At 60.2% G+C, this 20387-nt stretch carries 18 protein-coding genes; 10 read left to right on the forward strand and 8 right to left on the reverse strand.

Annotated elements, in window-relative coordinates:
- Positions 1–590: 590 nt before the first annotated feature.
- Genes IEX57_RS19070 through IEX57_RS19080 form a run of 3 tightly spaced genes read right to left on the reverse strand, consistent with a single transcriptional unit; the run spans position 591 to position 3930 of the window.
- Positions 591–1469 (reverse strand): plasmid partitioning protein RepB C-terminal domain-containing protein, encoded by an 879-nt coding sequence (locus IEX57_RS19070; protein WP_188706568.1) that lies wholly within the window; start codon positions 1467–1469, stop codon positions 591–593.
- Positions 1466–2368, reverse strand: coding sequence for a plasmid partitioning protein RepB C-terminal domain-containing protein (locus IEX57_RS19075; RefSeq protein ID WP_188706571.1), 903 nt, complete (start codon positions 2366–2368; stop codon positions 1466–1468). The genes IEX57_RS19070 and IEX57_RS19075 overlap by 4 nt, the downstream gene beginning before the upstream one ends.
- Positions 2365–3930, reverse strand: coding sequence for a recombinase family protein (locus tag IEX57_RS19080; protein ID WP_229709122.1), 1566 nt, complete (start codon positions 3928–3930; stop codon positions 2365–2367). Before IEX57_RS19080 ends, IEX57_RS19075 begins: the two co-directional genes overlap by 4 nt.
- Positions 3931–4211: 281 nt before the next feature.
- On the opposite strand from IEX57_RS19080, the gene IEX57_RS19085 reads away from it, so the two are divergent.
- Entirely contained in the window at positions 4212–5315 is a 1104-nt protein-coding gene (locus tag IEX57_RS19085) for a hypothetical protein (RefSeq protein ID WP_188706573.1), read from the forward strand.
- A gap of 409 nt (positions 5316–5724) precedes the next feature.
- Here the strand turns inward: IEX57_RS19085 and IEX57_RS19090 are convergent, their stop codons facing one another.
- Positions 5725–6291: an XRE family transcriptional regulator gene (locus IEX57_RS19090; RefSeq protein ID WP_188706574.1), complete on the reverse strand. Its 567-nt coding sequence runs from the start codon at positions 6289–6291 to the stop codon at positions 5725–5727.
- Between the two features lie 71 nt (positions 6292–6362).
- Here IEX57_RS19090 and IEX57_RS19095 point away from each other — a divergent pair, with 71 nt between their 5' ends.
- The 5 genes from IEX57_RS19095 to IEX57_RS19115 all read left to right on the forward strand — a co-directional run bounded on the left by IEX57_RS19095 (position 6363) and on the right by IEX57_RS19115 (position 11751).
- On the forward strand, positions 6363–6884 hold the full coding sequence (locus IEX57_RS19095; RefSeq protein ID WP_188706577.1) for a GNAT family N-acetyltransferase: 522 nt from the start codon (positions 6363–6365) through the stop codon (positions 6882–6884).
- 258 nt (positions 6885–7142) lie between these two features.
- Entirely contained in the window at positions 7143–7907 is a 765-nt protein-coding gene (locus IEX57_RS19100) for a hypothetical protein (protein WP_188706579.1), read from the forward strand.
- Between the two features lie 199 nt (positions 7908–8106).
- Entirely contained in the window at positions 8107–8916 is an 810-nt protein-coding gene (locus IEX57_RS19105; protein WP_188706581.1) for a hypothetical protein, read from the forward strand.
- Positions 8917–8979: 63 nt separating this feature from the next.
- Entirely contained in the window at positions 8980–9921 is a 942-nt protein-coding gene (locus IEX57_RS19110; RefSeq protein ID WP_188706583.1) for a GGDEF domain-containing protein, read from the forward strand.
- A gap of 291 nt (positions 9922–10212) precedes the next feature.
- The gene (locus tag IEX57_RS19115; protein ID WP_188706585.1) at positions 10213–11751 is read left to right on the forward strand and encodes a carbohydrate-binding protein; all 1539 of its coding nucleotides are present in this window, start codon (positions 10213–10215) and stop codon (positions 11749–11751) included.
- Positions 11752–11818: 67 nt separating this feature from the next.
- On the opposite strand, the gene IEX57_RS19120 is transcribed toward IEX57_RS19115, so the two are convergent.
- Both IEX57_RS19120 and IEX57_RS19125 read right to left on the reverse strand, forming a co-directional pair.
- The gene (locus tag IEX57_RS19120; protein WP_188706587.1) at positions 11819–12466 is read right to left on the reverse strand and encodes a Vgb family protein; all 648 of its coding nucleotides are present in this window, start codon (positions 12464–12466) and stop codon (positions 11819–11821) included.
- Between the two features lie 31 nt (positions 12467–12497).
- Positions 12498–13724 (reverse strand): helix-turn-helix domain-containing protein, encoded by a 1227-nt coding sequence (locus IEX57_RS19125; RefSeq protein WP_188706589.1) that lies wholly within the window; start codon positions 13722–13724, stop codon positions 12498–12500.
- A 207-nt stretch (positions 13725–13931) separates the two neighbouring features.
- Between IEX57_RS19125 and IEX57_RS19130 the strand changes: the two genes are divergently transcribed.
- The 4 genes from IEX57_RS19130 (at position 13932) to prfH (ending at position 17181) form a co-directional block, all read left to right on the forward strand.
- The gene (locus tag IEX57_RS19130) at positions 13932–14729 is read left to right on the forward strand and encodes a DUF899 domain-containing protein (RefSeq protein WP_188706592.1); all 798 of its coding nucleotides are present in this window, start codon (positions 13932–13934) and stop codon (positions 14727–14729) included.
- Complete coding sequence (locus IEX57_RS19135; protein ID WP_188706594.1) at positions 14707–15618, forward strand: DUF2182 domain-containing protein; 912 nt, start codon at positions 14707–14709, stop codon at positions 15616–15618. The genes IEX57_RS19130 and IEX57_RS19135 overlap by 23 nt, the downstream gene beginning before the upstream one ends.
- Positions 15615–16304, forward strand: a complete 690-nt coding sequence (locus tag IEX57_RS19140; protein ID WP_229709124.1) for a phytanoyl-CoA dioxygenase family protein — start codon at positions 15615–15617, stop codon at positions 16302–16304. Before IEX57_RS19135 ends, IEX57_RS19140 begins: the two co-directional genes overlap by 4 nt.
- Before the next feature lie 184 nt (positions 16305–16488).
- Positions 16489–17181: a peptide chain release factor H gene (prfH, locus tag IEX57_RS19145; RefSeq protein ID WP_188706598.1), complete on the forward strand. Its 693-nt coding sequence runs from the start codon at positions 16489–16491 to the stop codon at positions 17179–17181.
- On the opposite strand, the gene IEX57_RS19150 is transcribed toward prfH, so the two are convergent.
- Positions 17122–18729: an FAD-dependent oxidoreductase gene (locus IEX57_RS19150; protein WP_188706600.1), complete on the reverse strand. Its 1608-nt coding sequence runs from the start codon at positions 18727–18729 to the stop codon at positions 17122–17124. The genes prfH and IEX57_RS19150 overlap by 60 nt on opposite strands.
- On the reverse strand, positions 18726–20261 hold the full coding sequence (locus IEX57_RS19155) for a polyamine aminopropyltransferase (protein ID WP_229709126.1): 1536 nt from the start codon (positions 20259–20261) through the stop codon (positions 18726–18728). Before IEX57_RS19155 ends, IEX57_RS19150 begins: the two co-directional genes overlap by 4 nt.
- Positions 20262–20387: the final 126 nt, after the last annotated feature.

The following is a 20387-nucleotide window of genomic DNA, read 5'->3' on the forward strand; positions in this document are numbered from 1 at the left end:
AGCACGTTTCCACCGGAAAAGGAGAAAAAAGCCCCCAGGCAGCCCCAACCCACCCCCTGAAAAGGGTCCATCAGGTGGGTCAGAATTCGATGCAAAAGGTGGGTCAGGATTCAGTGCAAATCAACAGTCCGTGCTCATGCCGTAATCACTGGAGAGCCACCAGGGCACTCGCAATCGACAATCAAATGGCTCCCATGCCCTGTTATCTGCAGCAACGTGATTGAAGTGCACGTCCACAAACACCCTGTCGCAACATTTTGCGCTACGCGAGACGTTCGTACGGGTCCTCAAGATCGCTCCGCCATGGGTCGATACTGACCTAGTTCACAAGAGCTGCGATCCACGTGCCATGCCGGTTGAACCATTTATCGAAGAGACGATGAAACTCCTCGAGGGAGCAACTACCGAGGTCGTGATGGAAGCTGCTCAGGCTGCTTTTTTTTTGTTCGGACTGACTACAGCCGCCAGCGTCACCGGAACCGATGCTGTAAAGACACCAGTAATGTCCGGAATCAGTCAACAGGTCCACCGGAATCTGCACCCATCCGCGCCGTCCAGTATTTTCCATTTTGTTAAAGAGCAAAGGCGACTTACTGTTCAAGTGATGTGACATCGACCAGGTGTTGCAGTGGTTCAGCGAGCTCGGGCTTTTGTAAGCGGATAAAGCGCGCCACAGCCTCATTTTCCAGCAACTTGGCCACATAACCGCGCGCCAACACCAGATTGAGTACATCCTCCGCATAGCCCTGCTCAATCAGCTTGTACTGCCCCTGCAGATTGGCCATCTCGCGCTCCATTTTCTGAATTTCCCCAGCCGTCAGTCCGGCCAGCTTTTTGGGTTTTTGGCCATCAACGAGTTGACCAACCGGTGTCGCCGCCAGCAACGCTTCCGCATAGGTGACCTTGAGGCTGTTGGCCGACACCATGAGTTCGACGCATTCAACCTGGCGAGTCTCTTTCATTTTGCGCAATACGCGTACTATCTCTGCAGAGAATTGCCGCTCATTCAGCAACTCAGCCGCTTCGGGACAAATGCCATGGAGCAGCCGGACCTTTTTCTCGATTTGTGTGATGTCAACATTCAGGGCCCTGGCCAGCCTTTCTTCAGACACGCCCTGCTGCACCGCATGGAGCAACATCTTGTGTTCCGCTATCGTCGGCAAGCGGTTGATTTTGGTGTTGCAGGTGTAGCTCTCATCATCCGTCGAGACCAGGCATAGTACCTCCGCGTGACCAAGTTCCCGCAATGCTGCCAGTCTGACATGCCCATCAAGTACGACATGCCTGCCATCCGGCTGCGCCGCCGAAATCGACAGGGGCTCAATCAGCCCGACTTCCACTATCGAGCTTCGGATTTGCAGATACTTCACTGAGGTCAACAAGCCTGCCGGCACCGCCTTCGATGGGAGCAAATCATCCAGGCGAACGATATAGGGCTTCGGAATGAACGCCAGCAACGTGCCACTCACGCGGCGCTCCCGGCCGGCCAGACGCGGTCGGCCAGATAGGAAGGCAAGGTGTCCAGGTGCTCCGCCCGCAGCAGGTTGATAAAATTCTCGTCGGCAAACAACTGACGCAACGCACTCACCACGAACAGGAGGCGCTGCTGGGTAAGCTCTGCCTTTCGGACGACCAGCTTCTGCCGAGCCACTTCGCGCTCGTAGGTACGAACAAGACCCGATGCCGATACATCCGTCTTTTTGCGCTGGGTGTTCTTGCCCATGCAGCGCCCCAAAGACTGTCTGCGCTGAATGACCTTGCGGGTTTCCGTCAGTTGCTTGCCCCGCAGCCGACCTGACTCGTAGGCCTCCTGCATCGCGGCCTGCAAGGCGGTGTCATCATCGCCGGCTCCCACGATTTCCAGCGCGGTGTTCAAGGGCACCTTGCCTGTTTCCACGGCGATAAGCAGGCGCTCCTCACCCTGGGTCAGCAAATTCAGAATGCCACCCACGTAAGTTGGGTTCAGTCCGGTCTTGGTGGCGATGTCGTTCGCGCTATAACCCAGTGTATTCAAGCGTTTGATGCCAGACAGAACCTCCAGCGGACGATATTGCCGGCGGGCAATGTTCTCAGCCAGGCTGATGATGAAGGCATCCTCGTTATCCACCTCCACCACCAGGGCGGGTATCTCGGTTTCACCCAATGAGCGGAATGCTTTCAATCGCCCTTCACCGCACAGCAGCAGGTAGCGCTCGCTCCCATCCTCGCCACGTCGAGGTGCCACCGTGACCGGCTTTTTGAGGCCCACCTTCTGGAAATTGCCGACGATGTCGGCGAATACACGCTTGTTGCGGTCCCGTGTGTTGAGCACGTCGATGAGGTCGAGCGGGATATTCCGCAATGTACGCTGTTGCAGTTTGTCCATCATGCAGCCCTCCGCAAGCGTTGCCGTGCTGCCATCCCGTAAAGGTAATCAAGCGTGTCAAACCGATAGCAGTCGAGCTCAGCAGCGTTCAGCTCAGCCAGGCTGAACTTGCTCTCCCCAAAATCGAGTCGGGGTAACAGAAAATAGTCGAGCGCCGATTCGTTGCTGCTTGCCAGCCGGACCGCAACCGTGATGTCGGGGCACAGGCTGGTATCCAGTCTGACTTTCCAGCGGCGAGCACCGGACTCCATAACCAGGCAGCGGCTGAGCACAAGAGACGCCGTGAATTCACCATTCACTTCCAGCAGGTCTGTCGCCGGGTCTCGATACACGGAACCGCCTATGGCACGGATGGCGGCTTCGGTCTCCGCCACGATGGCGGGGTGCATCATCCGCAGGAGGCGGTTGACCTCCAGGAAGCGATAGTCGCGGTCCGGTGTAAATCCCACCTTTTGATAGGCGCGAATCAGGCTACCGAAGCGATGGGCATAAGCCGCCGCCGACGGCATGCCTTCAGTCTCATCAATTATCAAACCGGAAAGTAAACCGCGGCTCTGATACAACTGGCGCAATCGCTCCAGCAGGTCCTCGTCGCTATAGCGCCGCAATCTCGCGCGCATGATGCCCTGGGCGGTGAAAAACAATTCCGGCGATACAACCGGCTCGAAAGCACCCTCTTTGCGCACCCACAATTCGGCCGGATTGATAACACGGGTTTTCTTCAGCTTAAAGGACACGCGGTTGTACACATTATTGCCAATGTACTTTTCGTTGGTCAGCACCTCATTCACGGTTGAGCGCGACCATTCCCGCCCCAGGTCTGTGCCAATACCTTCGGCGTTCAGCCGGCCGGCAATCTGCAACTCGGACAGGTTGTCGTCAATGAACCAATGGTAAATGCGCAAAACGGTCGCCACTTCAGCTTCCGGCCCTGGAACCAGAATGACACGGTCGGTCTGCAGACTTTTGTGTTCGCCACGAGCCAGCATACCTTTCATGAGGCCACGCTGGTCGATGAGGGCACGGCGCAGACCAAAACCCGCCGGACCACCCTGGCGATAACCCAGTTCAATCAGGCGACACTGACCAGCAAATACCTTGGCCGACAGCTCACGGCTGTATTCACCAGCCATCGCTCGCTTGACGCCCTTAACGATAGTGGAGACTGGGGAGCCGTCGTTCTCAAACTGTTCGGCCACGTAGACAACGAGAATGCCTTGGCGGCGACAGATGTACTCGTAGTAGGCGCTCTCATCGGAATCCTGGAAGCGCCCCCAGCGGCTGACGTCGTACACCAGAATCATCTGGAAATCCGCTGTACCCGCCTCCACGTCCCGAATCAATCGCTGTAAGGCTTCCCGCCCGGCAATACGCAGACCACTTTTGCCCTCGTCGGCATAGGTCCGAACAATATGGATGTGATTGCGAAGGGCGTACTCCCGAATCCGGTCGGCCTGATTTTCAGTGGAATACTGCTGGTGCTCAGTCGACATGCGCACATATTCAGCCGCTCGCAGCTGTGGCACTTCGTCTGATTCACCATCGGGTTGTGCTGGGACACGCATGCAAAGCCCCTCCTTACCCTGCAGGCGCCAACCTGAACTCCCTACAGGGCAGCCTGCTAACCGTTTGTCATTCGCGGAACGTTAGCAAGTAACCACGCATCCGAAAATCACGGCTTCATTTTGCAATTCGTCATAAGAAAGCCCTCCGGACCAGACAGGACGCGAATTTCGACTATCCACGCGGCTTCTTTTGCAATTACCCCGCCGTCGACGGGAATCAGCCGGTAGAGCCCACTGGGCAAGGCATTCAGCAAGCACGAGGTATCCTTTGCAATACGCGCATGATTGCGCTCTCGCTGCTGGTGCCGGTTCCGTTCTGTATATTCGAGATGGGCGGCGCGGTACTGTTTCCAGTAGCCAGGGTGCTTGGCAGACCAGTCTTTGAAATACTGCGCATCGACTGTTCGGCTGAGACTGCTGGCAGCGCGCCGAGCCGCCTGAGCGTGGCGGCGGCGTGCACGCTGACACGCTGGGTCCGAGCAATATTGCTGCTGGTTTTTGGATTGTGGACAAGGGGTAAAGGGCTGTCCGCAGGCCCTACAATGCTTTGCCATCATCACGAGCTCCGCAGGAAGGAGCTGGCCATTAAATTCGCATCGAAGATGGCGGTACAATGTGAACTGTCGGAAGAAGAAGGTGGCATGCTGTCAATGAAGGAAATCGCCTCGCTCGAACAGCAGTACGCCGTGCAACGCAAGCTCGGCCGGTGCCTGCTTCGACTTCAGCAATATGAAATGCTCCTGAAGGTGCTGGTTACGCATAGCGAAATTGAAGGGCCCAATGCCCAACTGGAAGCGCTTCGCGACAAGAAAGCGTTCAGCGTCCAGAAAATGACCATGGGTGCCTTGGTGGGCATGCTGACCGAAAGCTATCTGTCCCCCGAACAGGAAACAGAAGGACCCGATAAACCGGTGCCTGGTAGTGGTGGACCTTGGACAAAAATGCGTTTTCAAGCAGGGCTAAGCCCCGAGCAGTCCGAGTCCGCAGGGGAAGCACTCGACGAGTTGGTTAAGCTGCGCAATGAACTGGTCCATCACTTTCTCCAGCTTTTCGACGTATGGAAAGCCGATGGTTGTGTTGCTGCAGAGGCATACCTGGATAACAGCTACGAAACCATTGATGGCCATTTCATCACGCTGCGCGGGTGGGCCCAGTCCATGGAGCAAACTCGGGCCATGCTGGCATCATTCACGGCGACAAGCGCATTCGAAAACATCCTGGTACATGGAATCATGCCGGATGGGTCAGTGATTTGGCCAATGAGTGGCGCCGTGTCGTGTCTGCGTGAAGCAGAAAGCAAATTCGCCATAGACGGCTGGGTCAAACTCAATACCGCCACAGCGTGGATACGCGACGAGTATGCCGAGCAGCAGCCACAAAGATAAGCGAACAGCGTTGACCTCCGCTTCCCCCGTTTCCAGGCGAGGTGGCGGAACCGGACAGGGCTGGAAAAACCGGGCTTAGGAACCGGCAGACCCGAAGGTCTCCCTGCCCGGCCCACCGTAGATACAGGTATGCCGAGCGACCGATGAACACAGAAAAGCCACATCAGCTGTGATTGCGAACCATCGGCCTAAGCGTCGGGGTTTCCAGACCCGATCACGCTCTATCCAGAACGCGACGCCGCCATACTGCCTGGCGCCTTGGTCAGGCCCCATCGGGCACTTCTGATTCAGGGCTTTGTTTGACGCAAACACAGGCGGGTATTGGATCACAGCCGGGCGGGCTTACCCAAAGTAAATATGACGGCCGATTTCAGCGCAGCGGTGCCGGCCCCGCTGACCTGGCGAGCGGCTACCCCTGCTGCTTGTGCAGCACGTTCAACAGATAGCGGCAGCGCCCGATCGGGTTGGCCAGGTAGCTCACTGGTTTATCCAGCGCAAAATCCAGCTGGTCGCCCACCGTGAGTTCAAAGCGTTCTTCGCCGTAGATGACGTCCAGATTGCCTTCCAGCATCCACAGTCTTTGGCGGTGGGGTTTGGTGTGCCAGTGCGGGTAGTCGATGCGGGTGCCGGCGGGCAGGTCGATCTCTACCAGTTCTGTGCCGCTGGCTTCGTCCAGTTGGGCCACCTGGCGGCGCAGGTAGCCGGTGGAGGGGTCTTGCCAGATTTCTTGTTCGTCGCGGCGGCGCAGGGGCGAGCGGTGGTGTGGTTCGTCTTCAGCCAGCAGGCGGGTGAGCGGCACGCCAAGGCCCGACGCCAGCCGCCCCAGTACGGCGGCGGTGGGGCTGCTCTCCATGCGTTCTATTTTAGAGATCATGGCCTTGCTGACGTCTGAACGCTCTGCCAGTTGCGAGAGGCTGAGTTGCTGCGCGGTGCGCAATGAGGCGATGCGTTCAGCGATAAGGCGATCAATGCTCATGAGAAGGCCGCTCTTGCAATATCCACTATATTAGACGTATCGTATCTCATATTGAACGAACGGGAATAGTCATGCAGATAGTAGATTGCACAGAAGAACGCCACGCCGGCGCGATTCTGGATATTTTCAACGAGGCCATCGCCAATTCGACCGCGCTGTATGACTACAAACCGCGTGAGTTGTCGTCGATGGTGACCTGGTTTGAAACCAAGCGCCGCAATGGTTTTCCGGTGATCGGGGTTGAGGACGAGCACGGCACGCTGCTGGGTTTTGCCAGTTACGGCACTTTCCGCGCGTGGGCGGCGTTCAAGTACAGCGTGGAGCACTCGATCTACATTCACCATGAACATCGCGGCAAGGGCCTGGGCGAATTGCTGCTGACCCGCTTGATTGAAGAGGCCACCCGGCGCGATGTGCATATCCTGGTGGGCGGTATTGACCTGAGCAATACCGGCAGCATTGCCCTGCATGAAAAACTGGGTTTCGAGGCATCTGGCGTGATCAAACAGGCCGGATACAAGTTCGGGCGCTGGCTGGATCTGGCGTTCTACCAGAAGATTCTGGTGACGCCGCTGGAGCCGAACGAGGACTGAACGCGCTTGCGGCCGCATGCTCCACCAGCATGGGCCCATTAGCGCGTCATGTTGCGGCCCTGGACCCGGCCGCAATCTAGCCCCTGTCTGTTTTTCTGCAGCGCCCTGGCCAGACCGGGGCCGCTTGCTGCCCCGCCGCCCTTCATAACCTCTTGAAAATCAAATGACTTCTATTTTAATGATAGAGGTCGTCCTGCACCTGGCGCCTTGCGCTCTCTCCTGACGGTCACCCAATGCTTCAGAAGGGGTATGGCAATCATGGAATATCAAAGTGATGAAAATGCGTCGCCCGGTGAGTTGGAAAGACTGGCCAGAGAAGAAAAGCGGCACGAGGAACTTGTTTTCTACAAGCGAAGGTTTTACTTCAGGGTCATCAATTTATTAAGGATGCTTTTTGTTGCCGGTTTTATATTGGCATTGATCCATGAGGGCCTTTATTTCTTTCTGGAAAACAAAAAGATTGAAGTAAACCAATCTTTGGCCGCAAAAGATCAAACTGATGGGCGTCCTCCCGTGGTGATCACCCCTTGGGCACCACCCACCGGGCCGGTTACATCCCAATCACAAGGTTCTGATTTTTCGGGCCCCGACCCGGGGCCTGGGCCAGGTCCGGAACCGGGACGGATCGATTTCGCGGCGTTCTCCGGCATTGTTTCTACCTTGCTCGACACCCTGAAAGTGCCCAAAGAAGAAGCAACCAAGACCATTGATGAACTAAGAAAAGAAGCAATTTCCGGCGGAAGGGAAATTACGGTAGAGGCGGCCAAAAAGATTCTGGACAAGATTTTTGACGACAAGAAAGAAACCCCAGACAAACCAGGCACTGTGCCCGTCTGGTCGGCCGGCAGTACTTCTTTTCAGATTATCCAGAATTGCAGCAAAGCAGACGCATTACCGCCGGTTATTTATCCGCCCAAAACACCAGTCCCCCATCAACACAAGCGCACCTGCACCTGCCAGGTGAACAGCCAGACGGCGCCCCCGAAACCCGTGGCGATACCAGCTTCGCCAGTGGCGCAGTGAACGCTGGCACCTGCACCCGGTGAAACCAGGTCTGAGGGGCGTTTTCCGGGTGTCCAGAGCCTGAGGATGGCCGGTTCTGGATCAGGGCTGTCGCTTTCTACCCACATGCCATCTTGCTTTGCTGCATTCGTAATGATCCTGGCATGCGCTGGGGCTAGAATATCAGTCCATTATCAAATACTTACGATCAGCCCAAGCCATGTCTGAACCCGTGTTCAACACGCCTGTTTTTATCCAGGAAATGAATGAAACGAGCGTGGATATTGTTGATGCGCCGTTCTTTTACAACAACGCCGGCCAGCCTGCGTACATGCGGCGGGATCAGTTGCCGTCCAGCGCGACAATCCTGACCGCGGCCGGGTCTGACCCGGCGTTGGCGCTGGGCAATGAGTATGCGGTGCCTGAGATCATCGGGGTGAAGCAGACGCCGCCGTGGGGGGTGGAGACGCAACTGGGGCTGGCGGGGCAAGAGATTGAGTACCCGCCCATGTGGGCCACGCGTGAGGTTGCGGCGGCGTTTGGCATTACGCTGGTCGAGCCTGGGCAAGCGGTAGAGATCACCAGCCCGGTGAAAATCCTGCAGCAGATCGAGTATGAATACGGCGTGTTTGCCGGGCACTGGTCGCCATACCAGAACACGGGCATGAATCTGTTGAGCGTGGTGTGTACTGATCTGGAACACCATGATTTCCCGCATGTATTTGCCAGTACAGACCCGCAGTTTCCTCTGGTGATCTCGGTGGGGCGTTACTGGCCGGCGCAGAAAAAAATCCGCGTGGCCGATCTGTGGGTGCCGCGCGGCAGTGCGTTGTATATCCCGCCGATGCCGGCACTGCCGGGCGCCGAATGTATTGATCTGCACAACAACCGCAATTCCGCCCGCGCCTGTTGGGGTGATATCCACCAGAACACGCTGGTGACCCACACGCTGTTGCAGAACAAGGGTGGCTTTTTTTACTGGTTCTGGAACGCCAAACCCACCGTGCACAGCCATCTGTCTCACCGTTGATCGCGCTCATTGACCACACCACAAGAACGGCCCAAGCCGCTTATTGCTCAGGGAAAACACCATATGTCAGACCTTCATGATCTTCAAAGCGACAGCGCGGTTTACAAGACCTTGCTGGAATCCACCCAGGCCATCCCCTGGAAAATTGACTGGGCGAGCATGAAGTTTGCCTATATCGGTCCGCAGATCGAGCCCTTGCTGGGCTGGAGCCAGGAAAGCTGGGTATCGGCCGAGGACTGGGCCATGCGCATTCACCCGGATGACCGTGATTACGTGGTCAACTTTTGTATCTCGCAATCCAAGCTGGGGGTCGATCACGAGGCCGACTACCGCGCGCTGACCAAAGACAACGGTTATGTGTGGATTCGCGATGTGGTGCATGTGGTGCGCGGTGAAAACGGCGAGGCAGAGTCTTTGATCGGTTTCATGTTCGATATCAGCGAGCGCAAGAAAACCGAAGAAAAACTGATCAGCCTGCAGCGCGAACTGGAAGCGCTGTCGTTCAAGGATGGCCTGACCGGCATTGCCAACCGCCGCCGGTTTGATGCCAGCCTGGAAGTGGAATGGGGCAATGCCCAGCGCGGCAACCAGCCGCTAAGCCTGATCGTGCTTGATATCGACTTCTTCAAGCAGTTCAACGATGTATACGGCCATATTGTCGGGGATAAATGCCTGACCAACGTGGCGCAAACCCTGGCGCTGGCCATTGCCGGCCCGCGGGACATAGCGGCGCGGTTTGGTGGCGAGGAGTTTGTGATTCTGCTGCCTGAAACCGACGCCCATGGCGCGCGTGAAGTGGCCGAACGTTGTGAGCGGCTGATCGAGAAACTGAAGATCGTGCATGAGAAATCCGGCGGCAGCGGTTTTGTGACGGTCAGCATGGGCGTGGGCACGATCACCCCGGCAGAAGGTCAGTCTGCAACAGACTTTGTGCAGGCCGTCGACAAGCTGCTGTACGCGGCCAAGCAAAACGGCCGTAACCGGATTGAGGCAGCCAGCCTGTAACCCGCCAGCGCGCGCAAGGCGTGGCAGGTGCGTTGCTGGTACCTGCCACGCGTTGACATTGGCATAGTCCGCCATCAGGATATGAAAACGTTTGCATGATCAAGGCCCTGTGTCTGTTCGAGCGGGCCTGAATCAGCGGCAATACACACTGGTTTTTGCCTGGTATTACACATAACAGCGCCAGGCAAATGCGGGGCACAGCAAGATCGGTCGGGTCACGATCAGGCGGGTTTCGCGCGGTGAGGTTGTCGCGCAGACGGTTGAATATTCTTCCAAGGATGGAGACTTGTCATGAGAAACACCCTGTTTCCGCGCCGGCTTGCTGCCAGCGCGGCGCTTGCGCTATTGCCTGCAGCCGTGTTCGCTGCATACCCGGCCTGGCAAGCCGATACGTACTACGCCGCCGGCACGGTGGTGCTGTACAACGGGCATGATTACAAAGCCGTAGTCAGCCAGACCGATTACAGCGGCACCGGCTGGAACCCGACGGTGGCCTCGTTGTGGACCGATCTGGGCGCGGATACCGGCGGCACGCCAACCCCTGCGCCGACACCGGCACCAACGCCGGCACCCACACCGGTACCAACGCCAGCCCCGACGCCCGCACCGACACCTGCACCTACCCCCGCTCCCACACCTGCGCCGACACCGGCCCCGACGCCGTCGTCGGGGTGTTATGCCGCGTGGAGCAGCAGCACGGCGTACTCGACCGGGGCACAGGTCAGCTACAACGGCGTGAACTATCAGGCCGCGTACTGGACGCAGGGCAATAACCCGTCGACCACCAGCGGCGCGGCCGGCAGCGGCCAGCCGTGGATTGTTGTGGGCAATTGCGGTGGCAGCACGCCAACGCCAACGCCAACCCCCACGCCGACACCTACTCCAACGCCGACCCCGACGCCCACGCCCGCCCCCACCCCGTCATCCGGCGGTTATCGCTTTGCACCGTATGTCGATGTCAGCGGCAGTTTTGATCCGATTGGCTGGTCACAAGCCACCAGCCAGAAATACCTGACGCTGGCGTTCTTCAATTCCAGCGGCGGTTGCGCGGGTCAATGGCCGATCGACAGCGCGACGATCCTGTCCAAAACCCAGGGTCTGCAAGCGTTGGGCGGTAATGTGATCCTGTCGTCCGGTGGCTGGAATGCGCTGGATATCGCCCGTCAGTGCAGCACTGCGCAGGCCGTGGCCACGGTCTATCAGACTGAACTGGACCGGCTGGGCACCACGCACCTGGATCTGGATGCAGAAGCGGGCGATCAGCAGAACAATCTGGACACCACGGTGGTGGATCGTCGCAGCGCGGCGGTGAAGATTCTGCAAGACACCTACGCTGCCCGCGGCCAGACGCTGACGGTGTCGTTCACGCTGGCGGTCAACCCGGTCAACGGCATTCCGTCCGACAGTTTCTATGTGCTGCAATCAGCCAGGAACGCGGGCGCGCGCATTGATCTGGTCAACCTGATGATCATGGATTACTACGATGGCGGCGCGTCGTCCGGCCAGATGGGCGCGCGTTCAGACCAGGCGCTGCAACTGGCGTTCAACCAGATCAAATCCCTGCTGCCGGGCAAGACCGACGCGCAGTACTGGGCCATGATCGGCGCCACGGCCATGATTGGTCAGAATGACGACTCGACAGAGGTCTTTACCTTGACCGATGCCCAGACCGTGCGCAACTTTGCCACGCAAAACGGCATGGGCCGGCTGGCGTTCTGGTCGCTGGGCCGCGACAACGGCAACTGCGCCGGTAGCACCACCGCCAACTGGCAATGCAGCGGTATCTCGCAAAGCTTGTGGAGCTTCACCAACATCTTTGGCGGGTTCTGATCACGTCTGAGTGACCAGCAAAAAGGGGCACCGTTGAGGTGCCCCTTTTTTTGCGCCTGCCGCCTGGTCAGGCTGGCGTTTTGGCGGCGGGGTGCTTTACCACGCGGATTTTGCCGCTGGTGCCGCCACCGCAAAAGAACCGGTCAGCGCCGTTGGATTCCAGCCCGGATACGCCAGTACCCGCCGGCATTTCCAGCACTTCCAGCACTTTGCCGGTGTGCGCGTCGATATGGTTCAGCCCGCTCTCCTCGCCCTCCCACGTGCCGTGCCACAACTCGCCCCCCACCCAGGTCACCCCGGTGACAAAGCGGTTGGTTTCCAGCGTCTTCAATATCTTGCCGGTGTCCGGATCAACCTGGTGAATCTTGCGATCCCGATACACGCCCACCCACAAAGAGCCCTCGGCCCACGCCATGCCGGAATCCCCGCCATCACCCGGCGCCGGAATGGTATTGAGTACCTGGCCGGTTTGCGGGTCGATCTTGTGGATGTGCTTTTCTGCAATCTGATAAAGGTGCTGGCCATCAAACGCGGTGCCGGCATCAGCCGGTGTCGGCACCGCCCGCACGGTTTTGCCACTGACCAGATCGAGTGCGTTCACCTGGTTGCCGCTGGCAAACCACACTTGTTCGCCATCCCAGGTGACACCGTGAATGGCCGGGTTGCCCTCAAACGGGCCGTATTCCTGAATGATTTCTGCCTTGGCGTGTTTCATGCGCGCTGCTCCTTGTACTGGATTGACGCCTTCATCCTGGCATGTCGGCAAACGGGGCCGGGAGTAACAAGGTCGTCGCGAATCCGGGCATCGGCGGGTTCAACCAGCGGCGCGCCCGGCCTTGTCCGAAATACTGCACCTTGCCTGCGGCATTGAGCGAATCCAGCGCGCGTTGCACGGTGCGCTGGCTGGTACCCAGCGCCAAGGCCAGGGCAGAACTGGACCAGGACTCGCCATCGGTCAGCAGCGCCAGCACGGCGGCGTTGGCGTCTTCAACCGTGGGGGCCAGCACGGCGACCTCCCGGGTGTAGCGCGGCACCAGCACAAAACCCTGCCGGGTGGCCTGGATATCCGCCGCAGGGTGCAGCAATTTGCGCAGGCGCCCTACTTCAACCCGCAAGCGCGCGCGGTGGGTGTCATCCGGATGGCGAATGCGGAACGCGCCGGCAATCAGCGCATCACGCGGGGCATCGGCCGGCCAGGCTTCGCCCAGCATGCGCGCCAGCACAAACAAAATAGGGCGCGTTGCCAGGTTGATGGTCTGCGTGGCATCGCGCACGCAGTTGCGACATGCGTCGACCAGCAAGACCGGCGTTTTTTGCAGGGCTTCGATCTCATCAAGCCGCAAGGTTTGCATGCGGCCCTGGGTGATCAGACGCGCGGCCGGGGCGTCCAGCAAACGCGCGGCGGCGGCGATTTCTGCCATCAGCGCACCAATGCGCGCATCGGCCGCAGCTTGCGCGGCGTTGGCCAGCGCCACCCGGGCCGCGCTGCTGTGCAAGCGGCGCATGGCAATGCCAGCCTCAATCAACCCGTGCACGGCACGCAGCGCGGGCGGCAGGGTTTGGGCCGCTACCGTCTGCAGGGCGTGTTCGGCTTCTGGCAGGCGGCCCAGCAACAACAAGCGGCGCAAGATGACAAACTGCGCGTGCGCGGCGTTAAAGCGGTCGCCATGCGTGGTCAGGGTGGCCTGCGCCACTTCCAGCGCTTTGGTCGGCCAGGTGAGATCACGCGCGGCTAGGGCGATTTCGGCCTCTGCCACCACACAGCGCGCCCGCGCTACGGCTTCTTTGGGGCCGAAGCCTTGTGCCGCGCGCCGCAATAATTGCCGGGCGCGGGGCAAGTCGCCCAGTTGCGCCATGGCAATGCCGCGCAGCGCCAGCGCCGGCGGGTCTTCCCGCAACGCCACGCGGTTGAGCGCGCCCAGCGCATCGCCCGTGGCCAGCGCCCGCGCCGCCGCAGTGATCAGCGAATCCATGGCTTCAATCCGAATCCCGCCACACTTGTCACTCCTGGCTCCTGGGTGTCTGCGCCTAGTCTAGGGCCTGTTCATCCGCTTTTCATCATCGCCGGCATTGCGGGGCGGAGAAAAGCAGCTGGGCAGGCTCTCAAGCAATACGGCGTTTGCGGCAAACCCGCCGCAACACGGATCGCGTACGGAAGACACACCCAAGGAGAAACGATCATGACCACGCATCACACTGGCACCCGGGAAGAATGGCTGGCGGCACGATTGAAACTGCTGGCGGCAGAGAAAGAACACACCCATCGCAGCGACGAACTGGCGCAGCAACGCCAGGCCCTGCCCTGGGTACGGGTCGACAAAGACTACCGCTTTGCCACCGAAAAAGGCGAAGCCACCTTGTCTGACCTGTTCGACGGCCGCACGCAACTGATGGTGTACCACTTCATGTACGGCCCGGATTACACCGCCGGCTGCCCGTCGTGCTCATCCATTGCCGATGGCTTTAACGGCATTGCCGTGCATCTGGCCAATCACGACATCACCCTGACGGCGATCTCCCGCGCGCCGCTGCTCAAGCTTCTGGCGTATCGCAAGCGCATGGGCTGGACTTTCCCCTGGGCATCGGCCTACGGCGGCGAGTTCAACTATGACTACAACGCGGCGTTTACCGAAGAACAGCAACAACACAAGGGCATCGAGTACAACTATCAGAAAGAAGAACCCACCGGCCAGCCGAAGCTGTCCAGATCCATGCCGAGCTGGGACCAGCCCGACGGCATGAGCCCGGTTGCACAGATTGCCGCCGGCGTGGGCACTGATGTCCCCACCTTCACACGGGAACGCCCGGGCGTGAGTACATTCATCAAGGAAAACGGCGTGATCTATCACACCTATTCCGCCTACGCCCGCGGTCTGGATGGCCTGTGGGGCATGTACCAGTGGCTGGACCGTGCACCGCTGGGCCGCAATGAAAACAGCGTGTGGTGGCGCCGTCATGACGAGTACGCAGCAGCCTGAGCGTGCTGTCACCGCGACGGGCGGGGCCGACCATGCCCTGCCCGCCGACGGCCCGACAGCCCGCATCGCCTTCTATGGCACGATGGCCCTGCTTTGCCTGCTTGCCTGGCTGGCAACGGCCCGCCTTTACACCCCCATGGCGGCCATGAGCGGCATGCCCATGCCCGGCGGCTGGACCATGTCGATGATGTGGATGCGCATGCCCGGCCAGAGCTGGATCAGCGCCGCAGCCGGATTCATGGCCATGTGGCTGTGGATGATGGCGGGCATGATGCTGCCAGTGCTGGCGCCGGCCTTATGGCAACAACGCTGCACACTGGCCAGCCACAGCAGCCTGCGCAAGGCGTGGCTCAACCTTGTCACCGCCTGCGGCTACTTTCTGGTCTGGGCGCTTGCCGGGCTGATCATCTGGCTGGCCGGGCTGTGGCTGGCCGACCAGACCATGCGCTACCCGGCCCTGGCCCGCTGCGTCCCGCTGCTCAACGGCCTGGTGGTTGTGATGGCGGGTCTGGCCCAGTTCACTCGCCACAAAGCCCGGCTGCTACAACGCTGCCACGACGCGCCCTGTCACCCCCACGCCAGCACCACGCGCGCTGCAGTATGGCAAGGCATCCGGCACGGCTGGCACTGCAATCTGTGCTGCGCCAATCTGACGCTGGTGCTGCTGGTCTGCGGCATGATGGATTGGGCCGTCATGCTGGCAGTGACGGCAGCCATTGTGCTGGAGCGCTGGCACAAGCGGCCCTGGGCAGCCAGCGCCATCGGCATCGTGTTGCTGGGCATCGGGCTGTGGTTAACGCTGCAGGCGGGCAGTCAGGCGGCATTGCCAGGCAGCGCGCATTACAGCAGGATGTGGGCGGTTTTATGCTCCAAGGATTGTTTCGTTTGACCGACCACCACCTGTTAGCCGCCATCCAGGTCGCCCAATTCAAGGCAGATGGCTTTGTATGCATGGAAAACGTACTGTCCAGCGCCCAATGCGAGGCGCTGGCCCAGCTGGCCGGCCCGTTGTCTGGCGCGGGTGAGCGCAGCCTGCTGCAAGCCCCCTGGTGCGCCGATGTGGCCCGCTTGCTGCGGGAACACCTGCCGGAATTCATCCCCGCGGATCACGTCGCGGTGCAATGCACCCTCTATGAAAAAACCGGGCAGAAGAACGCGCTGGTCGCCGTACACCAGGACCTGAGCATTCCGGTCGCCAAGCGGTTTGATCACCCCTGGCTGGGCGGCTGGTCTGAAAAAGAAGGCACGATCTTCGTGCAACCACCCACCTCGGTACTGCGGCAGATGGTCGCGGTGCGGCTGCATCTGGACGATTGCCTGGAAACCGACGGCCCCTTGCGCCTCGTGCCCGGCACGCACCTGCTCGGGCGCATTGAACAACCCACCGCCGTGGAACTGCGCCGCTCCCTGGGCGAAACCATCTGCGTCGCCCGCGCCGGCGACGTCCTCATCATGCGGCCACTGGCGCTGCATTCATCGTCCCGCAGCAGCGGCACCAGCCGCCGCCGCGTACTGCATTTCGTCTTCGGACCACCCAAACTCCCGTTCGGGCTGGCCTGGCATGAGGCGGTGTAAAACGTTTCATTAACAATCGTGGCTATGGCCGGAATCGTGGCTGTGCTCATAACCACACTCCCGCTGCGCATAGCTATGCCACGGCCACCAGTGTGGTCGACGATCTGGAAGCAGCCGGTCTTTTGCGAAAACTGGCGCGTCTGGCCCCGGTTCTGACCTACAAAACCCGCGGGGAGTGCTGCTGATGGTGTTACTTCAACTTTCTGCAGGCCAAGGCCCGGCCGAGTGCTGTCGCGCGGTAGCCGGTATTTTGAACCGTTTGCTGGCAGAGGCCACCGCTCACGCGATCCCCGCCGCGGTACTGGAAACCGAGGCCGGCCCACTGGCCAGTACCTTGCGTAGTGCGCTGATTAGTCTGGATGGCCCTGATGCACAGGCTTTCGCACAGGGCTGGGCCGGTTCGGCGCAATGGATCTGCGCCAGCCCGTATCGGCCTCGGCACGCACGCAAAAACTGGTTTATCGGCATTGCGATATGTGAAACACCGGCATCACTGCCCGATACCGGTATCCGTTTCGAAGCGTGTCGCGCATCGGGCCCTGGTGGTCAGCATGTAAACAAAACGGAATCCGCCATTCGCGCCACGCATATTGCCTCCGGCATCAGCGTGCGGGTTGAGACTGAGCGCAGTCAGCATGCCAACAAGCGGCTGGCCATGGCACTCCTCGCGCACAAGCTGGCTGAACATGCCGAACGCGTTCAGGCGGAGCAACGTGCGGCCCGGCGCCAGTTGCATCATGACGTTGCGCGCGGCAACCCGGTGCGGGTGTTTGCCGGCCTGCAATTTGCGCCAATCGAGGGAGGGCGGGCGGACGGATCAACCCAGGATTTTTTCCGCCGCCCGCACGCCCCACCAGGAGGCTTCTTCAAACACTGAAAAGCCGGAGAGGTCGCTATGGGCGAAGAGGATTTTGCCGTCGTGCCCACGAAGGGCTTTGAGGCCGGCGTTGTGCATGAAGCCGGGGGCGGGGCTGGCCATGGCGTGGCCGCGCACGGTGATATCAAGGCCGATGGCGCATTGGCGCAGGCGGCGGCCGTAGACCACGCGAAGATCGCAGGCGGCTTCTTCATACAGTTCTGCCGGTGTGGCGTGTTCCAGCCATTGGCGGGCTTGTTGCGGGGTGCGGTCGCTATAGACCTGATACGCGGTGAAGACGGTCTGGGGTGGCGGTGCCCACGTGATGTCCTGGTGGGTGGAGACCACGTAGCCCAGGCCACGGCCGCCATGGATGACGTTATCCCAGGCCAGCGCGGCGCCCGGTTCTTCTGCCGGAAAACCGTCCAGCAAGAAGCTGGAGATCACCCAGGCGGCGTGTGGCGGCATATGGCTGGCGGCGTCAAAACCGTAGCTGTTGATCTGCGGCACCACGTATTTCGCCACATGCAGGGGCATGGCGCAGATGGCGCGGTCGGCCTCGATGGTAAAGGTGCGCCAACCTTGCGCAGTTTGTTCCGCGCAGAGCACCTGCACGCCGCTGCGGGTTTCATCAACCCGTACTGCCATGCCCTCGCGCCATTGCGCCCGGCTGGACTGCGCCAGATGCCGCGCCAGCGGGTTCAGGCCGCCCGGCCAGGTCAGTACCGCGCCTTCGCTGGCATTGGCGGCCTGGCCTGCACGCGCGGCAAAGTAATGCAGGCCGGCCCAGGCTGAAATCTGACTGGCCACGGCGCCGAAGTCATCGCGGCAACAGTAGTCCAGATAGGTACGCAAGCCGGGCGCGGTGTAGCCAGACTGATCCAGCCAGTGGGCAAAGGTTTGTTGATCCAGCGCCAGCCAGTGTGGGTCGGCCGACGAGAGTTCAACCGGGATACAGAACACGCGTTTGCCGTCGGCGCCGGTGGCTTGTTTGAGTTGGTCGGTGTATCTGAAAAAGCGCGCTTGTTGTTCCCGTTCGCTGGCGGGTTGCCCTTGCAGCGGCAACAGGCCGTCTTCCCAGCGGCCGTTTACAAACACACGCTCGTCCGGCGCGTGCACCAGTACCCGTTCATCAAACCGGGGTTTGAGGGCGTAGGGGTCGGCTTCGATCACGCCGGCGTCAAACAGCATGTCGCGCACGTGGCGCGATTCCATGGAGGGCAAGGGCAGATAATGCGCGCCTTTGGGGTACTGCAACGCGCCAAACGCGCCCCCTGCCGCATTGCCGTAGTGCTCCGGCCCGGCCAGCAGCATGAAGTCTTTGTAACCACCGCGAGCCAGCCGCCAGCCCGCCGCCAGGCCCGCCACGCCGCTGCCCAGAATCACCGTACCGGTTTTGTAACTGGCCGATGGTGCCGGCAGATTGCGATGGTCGCGCAAGGCGTGGCCCATGCTCATGCCGGGCGTGTTGACCACCGGCGTGACCTCGCCCCAGCCCAGGCGGGAGCATCCTGCCAGGCCCAGGGCGGCGCTGCCCAGCAAAAACTGGCGACGCGAAACGCCGCTCACCGGATCACCTGATCCCAGTCTTGTTCGAAGTACCGCACCAGCGACTGGTTGTTCAAGTGGTTGGGCTCAACCGGAATGCGTTTCATGTCGGGCGGGAAGGTAAACATTTCCTGCGTTGTCGCCGCGTTCAGGTACTGCATGGGCAGGCGGTAACTGGTTGGCGGGGTGAAGTCCCGCCGCTTGCTGGCCAGCACAAAACCCCATTCGCCAAACGAGGGCACATACAGGTGATAAGGCCAGGTATTGAAGCCGGCCTCACGCAGGGTGGCGTCAATGCACCAGTAGGCATGCGGTGCAAAGTAAGGCGAGGTCGACTGGATCACCGCGTAGCCGTTCTCTGCCAGGTGATGGGCCAGCAGGCGGTACACCGGCACACTGTACAGCTTGCCAAGGCCAAAGCTGGATGGGTCCGGGAAATCAACAATCACGGCATCGAACACCCCGGTCGATTGCTCCAGCCAGCGGCCGGCATCGGCGTTGATGATGGTCACGCGCGGATCATGAAACGAATTGTGATTGAGCGCGCGCAGGGTGTCCGAGGTGGAGAACAAGTCGGTCATGGCGTGATCCAGATCAACCAGCGTGACGTGCTTGATATTGGGGTAACGCAGCACCTCTCGCAGCGCCAGACCATCGCCCCCGCCCAGGATCAGCACGGATTGCGCCCAGGGCGAGGCCTGCATCAGCGGGTGCACCAGCCCTTCGTGATAACGGTATTCATCGCGCGAGGAAAACTGCAGGTTGCCGTTGATGTACAGGCGCAGATCGTCTTTCCAGCGCGTGACCACCAGCCGCTGGTACGGCGTGGTTCTGGCGTAAATGATCTCATCGCCATACAGGCCTTTTTCGGCGATGTAGGTCAGTTTCTCGCCCACGGCAAAGCCGCCGGCCAGCAGGCACAGCAACATGCTAGCCGCCAGCACGCGCTGCCGGGCGTTTTTGACTTCGTGCCGGAAAATCCAGGTGGTCCAGATCGCCACCGCCAGGTTGGACATGCCAAACAGAAAACCGGTACGGGACAAACCCAGGCGCGGGGCAAGCACCAGCGGGAACAGCAGCGAAACCACCAGCGCGCCCAGATAGTCAAACGTCAGTACGCGGCTCACCAGTTCTTTGAACTCGGTCTGGCGCGCGTTGAATATGCGCATGACCAGCGGGATTTCCATGCCGACAAGAATGCCCAGCACCAGCACAAGGGCATACAGCACGGTGCGGAACGGGGCAGAAAGCCAGGCAAACACCAGGAACAGCGCGGCGGCAGAAACGCCACCGATCACGCCGACCAGCATTTCGATATCGACAAAGCGCGTCAGCGTGTCTTCATCACGCACATAGCGCGACAAATGCGAGCCGATCCCCATGGCAAACAGATAACAGCCGATGATGGAAGAGAACTGGAGGATGGAATCACCCAGCAGATAGCTGGAGAGCGCGCCGGCGATCAACTCGTACGCCAGGCCGCAGGAGGCCACCACAAACACCGACAGGACCAGTGCGCGATCTGGCAAAACTGCGGCCGAAGCTGAACGCATTAACAGGAATTCCTTAAGACTGATTGTCGCTACATACCGACAAAGAGTGGCTACAATTGCACTCTCATGAAAGGAGCGCCGCGCAATGGTACAGCTTTACGCCTACCTGCTTCATCTGATGACCGC

The sequence above is a fragment of the Silvimonas iriomotensis genome (assembly GCF_014645535.1).
Lineage (GTDB): Bacteria > Pseudomonadota > Gammaproteobacteria > Burkholderiales > Chitinibacteraceae > Silvimonas > Silvimonas iriomotensis.